Origin of the sequence: Roseovarius indicus, assembly GCF_008728195.1 — a bacterium.
Lineage (GTDB): Bacteria > Pseudomonadota > Alphaproteobacteria > Rhodobacterales > Rhodobacteraceae > Roseovarius > Roseovarius indicus.
Genome location: NZ_CP031598.1, coordinates 3,584,847 through 3,600,106 on the forward strand (window position 1 = coordinate 3,584,847; position 15,260 = coordinate 3,600,106).

General features: G+C 64.5%; 14 protein-coding genes and 1 riboswitch. Of the genes, 3 read left to right on the forward strand and 11 right to left on the reverse strand.

The genetic code is table 11. The annotated features are described in order from the left end of the window. Nucleotides 1-174: 174 nt before the first annotated feature. Nucleotides 175-1,227: a LacI family DNA-binding transcriptional regulator gene (locus RIdsm_RS17185; protein WP_082647412.1), complete on the reverse strand. Its 1,053-nt coding sequence runs from the start codon at nt 1,225-1,227 to the stop codon at nt 175-177. 827 nt (nt 1,228-2,054) lie between these two features. On the opposite strand from RIdsm_RS17185, the gene RIdsm_RS17190 reads away from it, so the two are divergent. Then, nucleotides 2,055-2,924, forward strand: a complete 870-nt coding sequence (locus RIdsm_RS17190) for a glutaminase (protein WP_236553250.1) — start codon at nt 2,055-2,057, stop codon at nt 2,922-2,924. Between the two features lie 305 nt (nt 2,925-3,229). Here RIdsm_RS17190 and RIdsm_RS17195 read toward each other — a convergent pair whose 3' ends face one another. The 6 genes from RIdsm_RS17195 to metZ form a co-directional block, all read right to left on the reverse strand. Continuing rightward, on the reverse strand, nt 3,230-4,810 hold the full coding sequence (locus RIdsm_RS17195; protein ID WP_074940439.1) for a thiamine pyrophosphate-binding protein: 1,581 nt from the start codon (nt 4,808-4,810) through the stop codon (nt 3,230-3,232). Next, nucleotides 4,810-6,255, reverse strand: coding sequence for a TrkH family potassium uptake protein (locus RIdsm_RS17200; RefSeq protein WP_177228433.1), 1,446 nt, complete (start codon nt 6,253-6,255; stop codon nt 4,810-4,812). The genes RIdsm_RS17195 and RIdsm_RS17200 overlap by 1 nt, the downstream gene beginning before the upstream one ends. Before the next feature lie 121 nt (nt 6,256-6,376). Beyond that, complete coding sequence (locus tag RIdsm_RS17205) at nt 6,377-6,601, reverse strand: hypothetical protein (protein ID WP_057816850.1); 225 nt, start codon at nt 6,599-6,601, stop codon at nt 6,377-6,379. A gap of 128 nt (nt 6,602-6,729) precedes the next feature. Continuing rightward, nucleotides 6,730-7,281, reverse strand: a complete 552-nt coding sequence (locus RIdsm_RS30755) for a hypothetical protein (RefSeq protein WP_057816851.1) — start codon at nt 7,279-7,281, stop codon at nt 6,730-6,732. A gap of 196 nt (nt 7,282-7,477) precedes the next feature. Next, a complete protein-coding gene (folE2, locus tag RIdsm_RS17215) occupies nt 7,478-8,581 on the reverse strand; it encodes a GTP cyclohydrolase FolE2 (RefSeq protein WP_057816852.1) in 1,104 nt (367 codons plus the stop codon). 256 nt (nt 8,582-8,837) lie between these two features. Next, a complete protein-coding gene (metZ, locus tag RIdsm_RS17220; RefSeq protein ID WP_057816853.1) occupies nt 8,838-10,019 on the reverse strand; it encodes an O-succinylhomoserine sulfhydrylase in 1,182 nt (393 codons plus the stop codon). A gap of 62 nt (nt 10,020-10,081) precedes the next feature. Continuing rightward, nucleotides 10,082-10,160: riboswitch (SAM riboswitch) on the reverse strand. A gap of 115 nt (nt 10,161-10,275) precedes the next feature. On the opposite strand from metZ, the gene RIdsm_RS17225 reads away from it, so the two are divergent. Further along, a complete protein-coding gene (locus RIdsm_RS17225; RefSeq protein WP_244955835.1) occupies nt 10,276-11,229 on the forward strand; it encodes an alpha/beta hydrolase in 954 nt (317 codons plus the stop codon). A 45-nt stretch (nt 11,230-11,274) separates the two neighbouring features. Here RIdsm_RS17225 and RIdsm_RS17230 read toward each other — a convergent pair whose 3' ends face one another. Genes RIdsm_RS17230 through RIdsm_RS17240 form a run of 3 tightly spaced genes read right to left on the reverse strand, consistent with a single transcriptional unit; the run spans nt 11,275 to nt 13,295 of the window. After that, nucleotides 11,275-11,886, reverse strand: a complete 612-nt coding sequence (locus RIdsm_RS17230) for an inner membrane-spanning protein YciB (RefSeq protein ID WP_057816855.1) — start codon at nt 11,884-11,886, stop codon at nt 11,275-11,277. Between the two features lie 10 nt (nt 11,887-11,896). Further along, nucleotides 11,897-12,799 (reverse strand): EamA family transporter, encoded by a 903-nt coding sequence (locus RIdsm_RS17235; protein ID WP_057816856.1) that lies wholly within the window; start codon nt 12,797-12,799, stop codon nt 11,897-11,899. 22 nt (nt 12,800-12,821) lie between these two features. After that, complete coding sequence (locus tag RIdsm_RS17240) at nt 12,822-13,295, reverse strand: hypothetical protein (protein WP_057816857.1); 474 nt, start codon at nt 13,293-13,295, stop codon at nt 12,822-12,824. 76 nt (nt 13,296-13,371) lie between these two features. On the opposite strand from RIdsm_RS17240, the gene RIdsm_RS17245 reads away from it, so the two are divergent. After that, nucleotides 13,372-13,851, forward strand: a complete 480-nt coding sequence (locus tag RIdsm_RS17245) for an MgtC/SapB family protein (RefSeq protein WP_057816858.1) — start codon at nt 13,372-13,374, stop codon at nt 13,849-13,851. 5 nt (nt 13,852-13,856) lie between these two features. Here the strand turns inward: RIdsm_RS17245 and ftsY are convergent, their stop codons facing one another. Continuing rightward, nucleotides 13,857-15,221 carry a signal recognition particle-docking protein FtsY gene (ftsY, locus tag RIdsm_RS17250; protein WP_057816859.1) on the reverse strand — a complete coding sequence of 455 codons (1,365 nt, stop codon included), beginning with the start codon at nt 15,219-15,221 and terminating at the stop codon, nt 13,857-13,859. Nucleotides 15,222-15,260: the final 39 nt, after the last annotated feature.

The following is a 15,260-nucleotide window of genomic DNA, read 5'->3' on the forward strand; positions in this document are numbered from 1 at the left end:
GAATCTTTGGCGAAAGCCTCCCGAAATTCACGATTGGCGCAGGAATGACGGGCGCAATCTCTTGCGCTTCAGTTGGGTAGCGGCCTCAGACGCCACGCAAACACCAGCCGGGCGGTTGGAACGGATTAAGCCTCATGGGCCGAAAAAACGGTCAGGCTCGCGCGTTCCGGAGCATCAAATGTGCGAAACGCTCTCTCTCAGGACAAGGTGATGCCCGAGCACGATCTTGTTCGAGGCATCCGACCCTTCATAGATCTGGTGGAAGAGCGCCTCGGCACCACGGCGCCCCATTTCAAAACGCGGCACCGACACCGTGGAAAGAGGCGGAGACATCAGCCCCGTCAATTTCAGGTCGTCAAACCCAAAGAACGACATGTCATCGGGAATCGTCCGCCCTGCCCGGCGAGCAGCAGCCATCGCCCCTATTGCCAGTTCGTCGGTTGCACAGAACACGGCCGTGGGGCTCGACCCGCCTTCCAGAACCGACGCCATGATTTCAAAGCCGGTCTCGGCATCCTCGCGGAATGACTCCGTCGAACGCGTGTTCGTGAACTCGCTAAGGTTCTTGTCGCGCATGAAATCGACATATGCCGAATTTCGATCCTGATAGGTTTGCGAAAATTTCGGCCCGCCGATGTAAAGGATGCGCCGATGACCCATCGCATACAGGTACTCCATCACTTCCCTGGTCGCCGCGTAATTGTCGATCGTGACGCTCGTCACCTCGTCTCGGGCGATCGGTCGCGATACCGCGACGATTCTGCGGTTCAGGTCAGGGATATCGAGAAGCGGCTTGGGGATATTCCCGGTCAGGGTAATGACCCCGTCGACGACCCCGGTCAGAAGTTGCTTCCCCAACTGCTCCTCACGCTTTTCCTGGTTCAGCGTAATGCCCAGAAGGACATTGATCCCATGTTCCGCCAATGTCCCGACGATGCCCTGCACGACATCCGAATAAAACGGGGCGGCAATATCCGAGCTTATGACAAGCACCTGGTTTGCCTTTCCGTCCCGCAACGCACGGGCCCTTTGGTTCACCACATAGCCGGTCTCCCTGACAATGGTATCGATCAGGTCGCGGGTTTCCTTGGCGACGCGCGGGCTCCCCGACAGGGCGCGACTGACAGTCGAGATATCGACGCCCGCGAGCCGCGCGATCTCGGCCATTGTCGGCCGCCGTTTACGGCTCGGTCCTTCTTTTGACGGGTCGGTCGGCAGTTCAGACATGGTGTGTTCGTTCCATATTTCCGGCAACAGGCGGTCTCCGCCCTCACCGTTCGACTAAGCTTTCATTCGCGCGAGACGACCGGTGGGTCTTGCGCTCTCTCCCTGCAGCGATCTGAAGGCGTTCCGATCGTATCGATGACACGTGTCCTTCAGCTCTTGATCCTCTTCCAAATCGACGATACAATCGTTTGCATATACTGAGCAACCGATTGTAATGGCACCCCGTTAGCACGAAAATCGTGCGCCACGCCATCGCTTTGTGCTCTGCAATCGTACGGGGCCCACCCCTGGTTTTCGCCAGCTTGGGCCGCTATTGAGACTTGGTTGTCACATGGGGAACCAGAGAAACTTCGTGCATACGACTTCAAACAACTGGTTTATCGAACCGCGGATCCATGTCGAAAACATTCGCGGCGGAGACCCCACACACAAGGCCACCCCCGAGGCTATCCAGAGCCTTTCGCGACATCTTCGAAGAAGAGCCACGTCCGCCCGGCTCAAAGGTGTGGGACGTGCCAAATCTCATGATCTTCCCTCACGTCTCGGCCGATTCGCCCGAAGGTCACGTCGATCATTGTCTCACGATCCTCACCGAGACCCTGAAACGTAAAAGGTCTGGCCTCCCTCTGAGAAACGCGGTGAGCCGGGACCTTGGTCATTGAACGACGTTGGTGAAAGACGTGAAAGCAAAACACCTCGATCAAGCGAACTTCCCCGAAAGCCCTTTCAAACCCGGGGAAACCGACACCCACGGCTCGGGGCGGCCGCCTGCCCATTCGCCCGACCTGCCGTCTCTTCAAGTGGTGCTTGACGAAATCACATCCAACATGGCCAGCGAAGTGGATCGTGGCCAACCAGCGGACTTCATTCCCGAGCTGTCGCAAATAGACCCGGGACAGTTTGGAATCGCCGTTGCTTTGCCATCCGGCGAAGTGGTGGAAAGTGGCGACGCTCGCATCCCCTTTTCCATTCAAAGCATCTCCAAGGTAATCACCCTCGCCATTGGCTTGGGGCGCCTCGGCGACGGCTTATGGGCCCGGGTGGGTCGAGAGCCGTCGGGCCTGGCGTTCAACTCCATCCTCCAACTCGAACAGGAAGGCGCGTGCCCTCGCAATCCATTCGTCAATGCCGGCGCAATCGTGGTGACCGACGCCGTATTGGCCAGGAACGAACCTCGGGAATTTCTGGCCGAAATACTGCAATTCCTTCGGACAACCTCCGGTCACAACGACATTTTCATCAACGAGGATGTGGCCAAATCCGAAGCCAATAACGCACATCGAAATTGGGCCTTGGCGCATATGCTCAAGTCGCGAAGCAACCTTTTCAACGAACCCGCTCGCGTACTCGGTGCGTATTTTCACCAATGCGCGATCGAAATGACTTGCGCCCAGTTGGCGAGTGCCGGTCGCTTTCTGATTAACGCCAACGGGACAGGACTTATTTCTCAAGACAATGTCCGCCATATCAATGCCCTGATGATGACGTGCGGGCATTACGACGGATCCGGTGAATTCGCCTACCGGGTCGGGTTGCCGGGCAAGAGCGGGGTGGGCGGAGGAATACTGGCACTCGCTCCAGGACGCGCCGCAATCGCGATCTGGTCACCCGGACTGAACAAGCAAGGCAATTCCGCTCTCGGGACGATGGCGGCCGAGCAACTGGCGCGACGAATGGGCTGGTCGGTTTTCCTGTAGCTGCCGCCCATGCAGCCAGGGGCATAAAATGCGATCGCAACCCCATGTCAGAAGACCTTCCTGTCGGTCTCCTCGCCTCGAAGCCAGGGGGCGACGCGTCCTGGCCGACGCCGACGGCGACGAGCTTTCTTTAGGACGTCTTCAAGGTGTTGCTCGACAATGCCACGTCTGCAAATGCGAGAAAGGTCGCACCGCCTCCATACTGCCCGCCGGGTATCGCCGAACCCTACCGGCACCGCGACGCCATGGCCCAGAATTGAGGTGGGGCGCTGCAATCAACAGCCGGGCAGCGCCCCCTAACCCGGTCAGGCAGAAACAGCCGGCGTCACATAGACAAGCGTCGGCCCGTCCGCCTCGAACGCCTTCGCCACCGCCTGCGCCACGCCTTCGATGCTGTCCGGCGCCTCGGCATGCATCCCGTAGGCCTTCGCCAAAGCCACGAAATCGGGGTTCTGCTGATCCACCGCGTTCGGCGCGATCTGCGCGCGGATCATGCTGTCCTCGATCTCCTTCAGCTTGCCGTTGTCCCACAGCAGGATCGGCAGCGGCAGCTTCAGTTCCACGGCCGTCGCCAGTTCCTGGATCGTGTACTGGAACCCGTAATCCCCGGCGATGCACAGCGTCGGCTTGCCCGGCCGTGCCACCGCCCCGCCAATGGCGGCGGGCAGCGCATAGCCCAGCGTGCCGAAGCCGAACGGGTGGTGCCAGTGCCCGGCCCGCTCCATCGGCCAGACCTCCTTGGCGGTATAGGCGAACTGGGTCATGTCCGAATAGATCATCGTGTCCGCCGGCACGACCTCGCGCAGCGCGTCGCAGATCGGCACGATGCCGGGGCGTTCGGCATCCGTCTCCGCCCGCCAGCGCGCCTTGGCGGCGGCCACGTCCGCCTCGCGCCATTTCCCCTTGGGCTCGAGCCCGCCGATCGACAGGATCGCCCGCGCCAGCGACGCCGCATCCGCCTGGAAGGCCAGCTCGGTTCCCGGCGCGTTGCGCAGCTCCTTGGGGTCGATATCCACCCGGATCATCTGGCTGGAATGGCCCAGCTCGTCGCGCCACAGGTCAATCTCCGAAAGCTCGGTGCCCACGGCGATCACCAGGTCGGCCTTGGCGAACTCCTTCACGCTGTCCGGCCGCGCCAGGTAGGCGCCGTAATCCAGCGCATGGCCCGACGCGATCCCGCGCCCGGCATAGGTGGTGAAGCTCGCGGCACCGGCCTGCTCGACCACGGCCTTCCAGTCCTGCGCACCGGGCACCGCGCCCCCGCCAAAGACGAAGATCGGCTGCTCCGACGCCTTCAGCGCCGCCACGATCCGCTCGGCGGCGTCGATCGGCTGGGTCTCGGTCTGCACGCAGGGCGCCTTGGCGGGCGGCGCGTCGGCCGTGCCCTGCAGCGCCCGGATCGGCACCTGGATATGCCGGGGCCGCTTGCGCCCGGTGCCGAACTCGGTCAGCGCCCGGTCGATCAGCACATAGGCGCTCTCCGCGTCCCGCGCCTCGAGGCTCCACTCGCACACACAGGCGCCCGCGGCCTCCTGGTCAAGCATCTGGTGCAGCTGGCCCCGCCGCCGCGCCGTCTCGTCCAGGCAGGACGAAATCGCCAGCACCGGCACGCTGTCGGAATAGGCCTGCCCCAGCGGCGTCATGATGTTGCACAGCCCCGGCCCGGTGATGATATAGGCCACCCCCGGCTTGCCGCTGGCGCGCGCATAGCCGTCGGCCATGAACCCCGCGCCCTGCTCGTGACGGGCCAGCACATGGGTGATCCCGGCCTCCTCGATCCCGCGGTACATCTCCTGGTTATGCACGCCGGGGATTCCGAAAATCGTATCCACGCCACGCGATTTCAACATGTGGCTTATCTGCGCACCAAGGGGTCTTTTGCTCATCAGGCTCTCCAGAAACTTATGGTAAACAAGACATAGACGGCGAAGAGTTCCAGCCGTCCGATCAACATGCCAACGGTCAGTATCCACTTGGCAAGGTCGTTGAGGGTCGAGAAGTTGCCCGAGGGGCCGATCGTGTCGCCCAGCCCGGGCCCGATATTGGCCACCGCCGTCGCGGCACCGGATACCGAGGTGGTGAAATCCAGCCCCGTCAGCCCCAGCGCCACGGCCAGCAGGCCCAGCGTGACGATGAAGAAGACGAAGAACGCCATCACCGAGTTCAGCACGTCGTCATCCACCGGCCGCCCCTGGAACCGCGGCGTGAACACCCCGTGCGGCGCATAGATCCGCCGCATCTGCGTGGCGATCGAGGCAAACAGAAGCTGGTACCGGAAGATCTTGATCGAACACGAGGTCGACCCGGCACAGCCCCCGATCAGCCCGATGAAGAAGAAGATCGAGATCAGGAACGCGCCCCATTCCATGTAATCGACACTGGCATAGCCCGTGCCGGTGATGATCGAGACGATGTTGAACGTGGCCTCGCGAAACGCCTGCTCGGGGTGATGCGGAAAGATGGAAATCAGCACCACGGCCGTAACCGCCACCAGCACCGCGATGATCGACAGGAAGACATGCACCTGGCTGTCGCGAAAAATGGTGAACCCGCCATTCAGCATCTGCACGTAGCGCACGAAGGGCAGCGCCGCGAGGATCATGAACACCGACGCCACCCATTCGGCCGGGCCCTGGAAGGTGCCGAAGGACGCGTCGTAATTCGAAAAGCCCCCCGTCGACACCGTGGTCAGCGCATGCACCGTCGCATCGAACGTGTTCATGCCCGTGAACTTGTAGCACAGCGCGCAGGCCAGCGTGATGCTCACGTAGATCGTTGAAATACTGGAAGAAATCTCCGTCGCCCGGGGCAGGATCTTGCCCATCGTCTCGAACGCCTCCGAGCGGAAGATCTGCATGCCGCCCACCCGAAGCTCGGGCAGGAACACCATGGCGACAACGATGATCCCGATGCCCCCCAGCCATTGCAGCAGCGCCCGCCACAGCAAGATGCCCTTGGGCAATTCATCGAGCCCGGTAAACACCGTCGATCCGGTCGTCGTCAGCCCCGACATCGCCTCGAAGATCGCGTCGACCACCCGCGCCTCGGTCTCGCCCAGCAGGAACGGAATCGCCCCGAAAATCGGCAGCGCCACCCAGACACCGGTTGTCAGAAGGAAGGTCTGCTGAAGCGTCAGCCCCTCGCGAACGCCGTTGCGGCACGCCAGCGAGACAAGCCCCCCCGACAGCACGGTCAGGATCGCGCTTTCCGCAAACACGGGCCAGTGGCCCCGCCCCTCGGCGATGTCCACCAGCATCGGCGCAATCATGGTCAGGCCAAGGGCCATGACCAGAAGGCCGAGCACATATGCGACGGGACGCAGATCCATGATGGGGCGAAGCCTTGGCCGGGCCGCCTGAGAGTGTCAAGCGCGTCCCGACGGCGCCGCATCCGCGCCGCGGTATTTTCAGCGAACGCGCGGGCGGGCCGGCATGCGGCCCGCCCGGTCGCGATCAGATGTAGAACAGGTCGCGGAAGACGTAATACGGAATGTCGTCGCGCTTCAGACCCATCTTGGCAAGTTCAGCGTCCGATTTCGCTTCGAGCTTCTCGATCGTGGCGCGGCGCGAGGCCACGCGATGATGCGATTCCAGCCCGCGCATGAAGGCGGCGAAAAAGCGGCTCAGGAAGCCTTGCTTGGCTTCGGTTACATGGATGTTTGTCGTAGCAGTTGCCATTTGGAAACCTCGTCTGTTTCAGGTTCGGTTCCCTCCCTGGCTCCAAAGCTAGGTCAGCATTGCTGACATGAGAAGACTCATTTCGGTATGGCCGGTTTGCATCTGGTGCATCCCGGCCAGACCGTGGGTCACGCGTCGGTCTTGCCTTTCGCGCCTTGCGGCATCGCCGGCGGGGCCGAGGGCTGGCGGGTGCGCTTGGCGCCGCTGTTGGCGGCTTCCGCCTTGGGTTCGGGCTTCGCGGCCGGTTTCGCCTCGGTCTTCGTCTCCGGCTTCACCTCTGCCTTGGCCTCAGCCTTCGGCGCCGGTTTCGACTCGGTCTCGGCGGCGGGCGTCGCCGCCGCTTTCGGGGCTGCCGGCTTGGCGGCCTCGGCCTTGGCCGCAGGTTTCGGCGCCCCGGCTTTCGGCGCCGCCTTCGCCGCCGGTTTGGCGGCTTCAGCCTTGGCGGCCGGTTTCACCGCCGGCTTGGCCTCGGCGGCCTTCGCCGCCGGTTTCGCCGGCGCCTTCGGCGTTGAGCCAGACGCTCTCCGGGCAGCCCCGGTCAGCACCTTGCCGAAAAACGGATTCGTCTCGAGCGCCGCGCGATGAAACACCTGCGCCACGCGCAGGTTGCTCTCGATCATGTATCCCGCCATGCGCATGCTGGCGGCCGACAATTTCAGGGGGGCGGAGACAGGCATCATGTCGTGTATCCTTTGCTAGAGTGTCCCACGCGGGATAGCGCGAGAACGTGACACAAGGATAAAGCCTCGCCCCGCCTGTCAGAACACCCCACCCCCGCGACATGGGCGCCCGCTTCCGCAATCGCGCAAAAATCAGCCGACAGCCGCCAGAAGCGCCCAACAACCATGCATCCGTGAAATATGCCGGAAACCGGCCTCAGCCGACGTGGAACAGCGTCTTGAAGATCTTCGGATCGATGCTCTGGGCGGCAAAGGTGTCGCCCTCGGTCAGGATGCTCACCGCGTCATGGCTGTGCAGGCTTTCCTGGTGGCTCGCCATGATCCGGAAATCGCCGATCCGCTCATCCTGCTGCAATTGCTCGCAAAACAGCCGTGCCGCATCCTCCACGAAGATCGGGTTCGCCGCGTTCAGCTCGGCAAAGGCCTGCTCGTCCTCGCGCTTCACCATCACCTGCGTCTCGGTCGGCACCCCCGCGCGGGCCATCTCGATCAGGTCCTCGAACCACAGGCACCCGCCGGTATCGCAGTTGATCTCGACCGAGATCCGCGCCACCGACCGCTGCGAATGCGGCGTCGCCAGCTGCCCCCGCGCCTGCCGCGCATGCTCGCTCAGCTCCAGCGAACAGGGGCAGGTCGACGAATAGACATAGTCGAGATGCATGAACTTGCGCCGCACGCCCGCGGTTTCCACCAGCTCGAGCGCGATGTCGTAATACTGGAACCCCTCCAGCCCCGACCGCAGCGACTTGATCTTCATCGGGTAGGAAAACCGCATCTGGATCCGCGCATCGAGGCTGTCGAGATCCGACATGTAGTCGTCCAGCGCCGCCTCGATCACCTCGAAGCTGAAGGTCTTCTCGGCGTGCTTGTAAAAGCTCCGCATGATCCGGGACATGTTGATGCCCTTCTTGCCGGGCTCGAGGCTGACCGTCCCGGTCACCGAGGTCTCCAGCGTCAGGTCGCCGTTATCCCGCGTATGAAAGCTGATCGGCAGGCGGAAATTCGAAATCCCCACATGCTCCAGGTGCTGCTTCGCCCCCCGGATGAGCGAGGCCGGCCCGTTCTGCAAATCGGGCATCGACTTGCGATAGGCCGCGTCCGGCTCGAAATCCTCGTCGTAGGTCCGGCTCAGCGCCGGATAGTTCGACACCTCGCCCTGCGGCAACAGCCGCGCGATCGCGGGGTCGAGGTCGGCAACCTCTTCGGGGCTCGCACTCGCCGCCCATGCCCGCAGCACCGACAGCGCCTGCTCGGCGTCGTCCCGGTCCAGCGCCTGTGCCAGCTTGGTCTGGATATTCATCAGCGGCTATCCCCTTTGTCCTGCCGTCTATCACATAGTGCGTTGCGGCGGAAAATCCCAATCTCGCATATTTTTACGCCGAATGCGACAGAGCGGATCATTTTGGAAAACCCATCGCCACGCGCCCGCCCATCGCGAGACCGGCGGCAAGGCCGGGCGAGCAAAGCCCGCCCGCCCGCCGACACGCGCCCTGACAGGCGCACCGACGCAATACCGACAAAATACCGACGTTATACCGACGTTGGCTTTCGGCCCCTCAGACCGCCTCCAGCGCCTGCATCACATCCGCGATCAGGTCGCCCGTATCCTCGATCCCCACCGACAGCCTCACCAGCCCCGGCGTGATCCCCAGCAGGTCCTTCTGCTCGTCCGAAAGCCGCTGATGCGTGGTCGTCGCCGGGTGCGTCGCGATCGACTTGGCATCGCCCAGATTGTTGGAAATCAGCACGATATCCAGCGCGTTCAGGAACCGGAACGCCGCCGCCTGCCCGCCCTTGATATCCAGCGAGATCACCGTGCCCCCGGCGCCCATGTCCCGCTTCACCAGCGCGTGCTGCGGGTGCGAGGCGTGCCCCGGATAGATCACCCGGTCAAGCTTGCCATGCCCCTGCAATTCCTCGGCCAGCGCCAGCGCGGTTCCCGCCTGCGCCCTGACCCGCAAATCCATCGTCTCCATCCCCTTCAGCATCACCCAGGCCGTGAAGGGCGACATCGACCCGCCGGTATGCTTCATGTAGGGCTCGACCGTCTTGCGGATATACTCCGTCGTCCCGAGGATCACGCCGCCCAGCGTGCGCCCCTGCCCGTCGATATGCTTGGTCGCCGAATAGACGACCACGTCAGCGCCCAATTCCAGCGCCTTCGAAAAGACCGGCGTCGCGAACACGTTATCCGCCACCACCTTGGCGCCCTTGGCATGGGCGATCTCGGCCACCGCGGCCACGTCCACCACCTCGAGCGTCGGGTTCGCCATCGTCTCGAAGAACACCAGCTTGGTGTTGTCCCGCACGGCCGCCCGCCACGCCTCGACATCGGTGCCATCGACGAATGTCACCTCGACCCCGAACCGCGTAAGCACTTCTTCCAGAACGTAAAGACACGACCCGAACAGCGCCTGCGCCGACACCACGTGATCGCCCGCGCGCAGCATCGACATCAGCGCGCCCGACACCGCGGCCATGCCGCTCGCCGTCGCGAAGGCATCCTCCGCGCCTTCCAGCGCGGCGATGCGATCCTCGAACATCTTGATCGTCGGGTTGCCGTAGCGGGCATAGATGAACTCGTCCGGCCCGGCCTCCAGGAACCGGGCCTCGGCGGCCTCGGCACTGTCATAGACGAACCCTTGCGTCAGGAAGATCGCTTCGCTGACCTCGTTATACTGGCTCCGGCGGCTGCCCGCGTGCACCAGCTTCGTGCGTGTGTTCCAATTGTCTTTCATTTCCGTCCCTCCGGGGTGGCCTCACCCCATGAAAAAACCCCCGACGCGGCCAAGCGAAAGGGGGTTCCTTCATCCTGACCTCTTTAGCGGTATTCTTTTAAGTGGCCCGCAATCCGGTAACAAATCGCCACGGGTCATGGTGTAGCCGCCCCGGTCCGGGGCGTCAATCCCACCCCCCATTGTCACGGTGGTTTAACCGAAGGTTCAAATTACTTTCGTATGGTCTGCGTAACCCCTGCCCACAAGATGTAGTGGGATGACGAGCAGTATGCCGCTTCTGCAAATCAACGCAGGCCCCCAGGGCCCCGAGCTTCACGGCGCCTCGCGCCCCCTCGGCCACGCCCTGGCCGACGGGCTCGAAACCCCCGGCCCCATCATCATCATGGTCCACGGCTTCAAGTTCGCCCCGGGCGATGCCTTCGACTGCCCCCACCGCCACATCCTCGCCCTCGAACCGGCCCGCGACTGCTGGAAGGCGATGAGCTGGCCGCGCGCCCTGGGCTTCGGCTCGGGATTCGAGGACGAGGGCCTGGCGCTGGCCTTCGGCTGGTCCGCCCGCGGCACCATCTGGCAGGCCTACAACCGGGCCGAAGGCGCCGGCCACGCGCTGGCCGCCCTCATCCGCCAGCTCCGCCAAGCCGCGCCCGACCGCCCCGTTCACCTGCTGACCCACTCGCTGGGCGCCCGCGTGGCGCTCTCCGCCCTGCCCCACCTGGACGAGGGCGATGTCGGCCGCGCCATCCTGCTGAACCCGGCCGAATTCGGCGGCCGCGCGCGCGCCGCACTGGCCACCCCTGCCGGCTGCGGGGCCGAAATCTACAACGTCACCAGCCGCGAGAACGATGTCTTCGATTTCCTGCTCGAACGCCTGATCGCCCCGCCCCATCGCGGCGACGGCACGCTCGCCCAGACCATGCCGCGCCAGCCCAATACGCTAACCCTGCAACTCGACCACCCGGGCACATTGAAGGCGCTCAACGCCCACGGCTTCCCTGTCGCCCCGCCCCGGGGTCGCATCTGTCACTGGTCGTCCTACCTGCGCCCCGGCGTCTTCAGCCTCTACCGCACGCTCCTGCGCCGGCCCGAAACGCTCTCCCAGGCGCGGCTCCGGTCGATCCTGCCCGACCGGCCCGACCCGCGCTGGTCGCGGGTGCTGCAACTGCCCGAATTCCGGGTGCCCCTGCCGGTCCGCCGCAACGCCTCGCCCTGAGCTGAGAATCACACCCGCATTAACGATTTGTTAACCGCGCGCCCCTCACGCCTTGTCGTCGCTCTCGCCTTGCGTGCCATGTTCCTTGAACAGCCCGCCCTGGAGAATGAAGAACACGAAAATCGCCGCCGTCAGCCCGAAGGTCTTGAAGTAAACCCACGTCTCCTCGGACATCGTCCGCCAGATGATCTCGTTCAGAATGGCCAGCCCGAAGAAGAACAGCATCAGCCGCTTGGTCAGCAGCATCCAGCCACGATGCGTCAGCGGCATCACCCCTTCCATCACGTATTCCAGCCACGACTGGCCCCGCAGCAAGCCGATCCCCAGCAACCCGCCGAACAGCAGGTAGATGATCGTGGGCTTCATCTTGAAGAAGCTCGGGTCGTTGAACCACACGCTCATGCCCCCGAAGACGATGATCAGCACCGCCGTCACGATCTGCATCTTCGACAGATGCCCGGTCAGCCACCACAGAACCGCCATCGACAACAGGAACACCGGGATGAACCCGGCGGTGACCACGATGAACCCCTCGTACTCGGTCCCGCCGAAAGTGAACGTCCGGTCCTTGAGCCAGAGATAGGCCACGAAAAACCCCACGACCGGGCCCAGTTCCAACGCGGTCTTGAGCCCCTGGTTGATCTGTCGTCCTGCCATGTCCTGCCTTTCAGCCTCCGAATTCCACAATCACCGCGCCCGCCGCAATCAGCGTCATCAGCGCAATCCGCCGCGGGCCGACCGTCTCGCGCAGCACCAGCCAGCCGATGAGCGCGGCAAACACCGTCGAGGTCTCGCGCAGCACCGCCGCCTCGCCCACCTTGTCCAGCCGCGTGGCCAGCATGATCGACCCGAACGACATATAAGCCACCACGGCCCCGAGCACACCCCTCGCCATCAGCCCGGCCGGGTCGGGCCGCACCTCCATCCGCCGCCAGCGGTAGAGCGCATAGATCGGAATGCACACGCCGTCGACCAGGAACAGCCAGACGATAAAGGTGAACGGGTTCGCCGTGGCCCGGATGCCATAGGCGTCGATCGTGGTGTAAAGCGCCACGAAAAGGCCTGTCATCACCGCCAGCCCCATCGCCGCCGGCAAGGTCGCCCGCGCCACCCGGATCGTCCGCAGGTTATAGACCGCCAGCCCGTAGATCCCGGCCAGAAGCACGCCGACCCCCAGCCACTGCACCACCGTGAACCGCTCGGAAAACAGCAGCCACGCCCCGATCACGGTGAACAGCGGCCCCGTCCCCCGCACCACCGGGTAGACCACCGTGTAGGCGCCCCGCGTATAGGCCATCCCCTGGAAGATCTTGTAGACCAGGTGCACCACGGCACAGAGCGCGAAAAGCGGCCACATATGCGGCTCGGGCCACGGCACCACGAACAGCGCCAACGGCACCGAGATCACGAAATAGCTCGCATCGATCGCCCCCCGGCTGGTCCACGGGTCGAACCGCCCCTTCTGCAGCGCCCCCATCACGGCATGCAGAAAGGCCGCGAACACCGCCAGGCACATGGCCAGCGTATGCCCCGTCTCGGTGCCTTCCAGCGAGATCAGCCAGTCACTCACACCCACAAACTCGCAAAATCACTCAAGGAAACAGCCCGCGCTCGACCAGCAAAACCCGCGCATCCGCGGCCGGGATATGCATCGTCCGATACCCCTCGGGCGACGGCTCCCGGATCGGGTCGTCCTCCGGGATCAGCCGGAACACCCACGCATAGCCGTTCCCCTCGCCATCCTCGAACGTCGCGGGACAGTCGAACATCACCTCCCGCGCCCCGCGCCAGCCATATTCCCGCTGCGCCGCCGCCGAGCCCTCGCAGGAAAACGACGTCACCCGCCCGAATGTCACATCCGAGGGCATCCGCCCGAAACTGCCATCGTCATGGAACACCCGCGCCTTTCGGTCGACCGCCCCGCGAACGTAATACTCCGCATCCTCCGGCGGCTCGGCCGACCACCGCTCGATATACCCCGGCAGCAGCATCACCGCCGTCACGATCACGAACGCCACCACCGCCACGCGGGCCAGCCCGCCCATCGCATTCGGCTTATCCGCCATGCCGCCCTCTCGTCCCTCCGCTGGAACAACAGCGACGCGCAAGCGTTTTTCCCCTACTCGAAAGACAGGAACCCCGATGCTCGAGCAACTCACTAGTGCCGTCACAGGCACGTTTTCCGTCGTCCCCGCCCCCGTGGCCTTCGCCCGCCTGACCGCGGCGGTGCTTCTCGGGGCCCTGATCGGCCTCGAACGGGAATGGCGCGAAAAACCGGCCGGCTTGCGCACCCATATCCTCGTCTCGGTCGCGGCCTGCCTCTTCGTCATCATCGGCCGCGAACTGGCGGCGATGGATTTCGGCGACAGCGCTCAGCGCAACGACCCCATCCGCATGATCGAGGCGGTCACCGCCGGCGTCGCCTTCCTTGCCGCGGGCCTGATCTTCACCTCCGGCGGCAAGGTCCAGAACGTCACCACCGGCGCCTCGCTCTGGCTGGCGGGCGCCGTCGGCCTCGGCTGCGGTGCAGGCCAGATGCCGCTCGCGGCCATGGCCAGCGTGATCGTGCTCGTCGTCCTCTTCGCCCTGCGGCAAATCGAAAAGTGGATGGGCACCCACTGACGGGCTCACCGCGCGTCGAGCCCGGTCAGCGCGGCGGCAAATTCCTCCGGATCGAACGGCGCCAGGTCGTCGATCTGCTCACCCACGCCAATCGCGTGAATGGGCAGCCCGAACTTGTCGGCCAGCGCCACCAGCACGCCCCCCTTGGCGGTGCCGTCCAGCTTGGTCATCACCAGCCCGCTCACATCCGCCAGCTTCTGGAAGGTCTGCACCTGTGACAGCGCGTTCTGCCCCGTCGTCGCATCCAGCACCAGAAGCGTGTTATGCGGCGCGCTTTCGTCCTTCTTGCGGATCACCCGCACGATCTTGGCCAGCTCCTCCATCAGGTCGGCCCGGTTCTGCAACCGCCCCGCCGTGTCGATCATCAGAAGGTCGGCGCCATCCTTCTGGGCCTTGTCCATCGCGTCCCACGCCAGGCTCGCCGGATCAGACCCCTCGGGCGCCGTCAGCACCGGCACCCCGGCCCGATCGCCCCAGATCTGCAACTGCTCCACCGCCGCGGCCCGGAACGTGTCGCCCGCGGCAATCACCACCGACTTGCCCGCCGCCTTGAACTGGCTCGCCAGCTTGCCGATCGTGGTGGTCTTGCCCGACCCGTTCACGCCCACCACCAGCACCACCTGCGGGCGGTTGGGGTAAAGCGGCATGGGCTTGGCCACCGGCTCCATGATCCGGGCAATCTCGGTCGCCAGCAATTCCTTGATTTCCTGGCTCGACAGGCGCTTGCCCATCCGGCCCTCGGCCATGTTCGCGGTGACGCGCAGCGCGGTATCGACGCCCATATCGGCGGTAATCAGCAACTCCTCGAGCTGCTCCAGCATGTCGTCATCCAGCGCCCGGCGCACCACCGTCTTGGCCTCGCCCCGCCCGAACAGCCGCCCCAGGATCCCGGCCCGCGGCGCCGCTTCCGGCGCCAGCTCACCCTGCGGCTCAAGCACGGGCTCGGGAATCGGCGCGGGCATCGCCTCGGGCGCAAGGTCCCGCTCCGGCGCCAGCGGGATTTCAGGCTCCGGCTCGGGCGCCTCCGGCAAATCCGGCTCCGGCGTCTCGGGCGGAGTAACAGGCTCCGACGGCAGGTCAGGCTGCGGGTCTTCCTGCGGCGTATCCGGTATCGGCGGCTGATCCGGCTGCGGCGCTTCCGGCAAAGTCGGATCAGGTGACGGCAGGTCAGGCTCCGGCGCCTCTTCCGGCGTCTCCGGCTCCGACGGAAGATCCGGGTCCGGCACCTCGGGCGGCGCGTCCGGCCGCTCCCGCGGCTCGGGCGCCGCGGCCTCTTCCTCGCCCCCGTCCTCGACGATCGCGTCGAGCCCTTCCTCCAGCTTCGAGGAAGATTTGAACAAGCGTTCCTTTAGCTTTGAGAAAAACGCCATGCGCCCTCCGGAAATGCCTCCCTGTCACCTAATCTCATT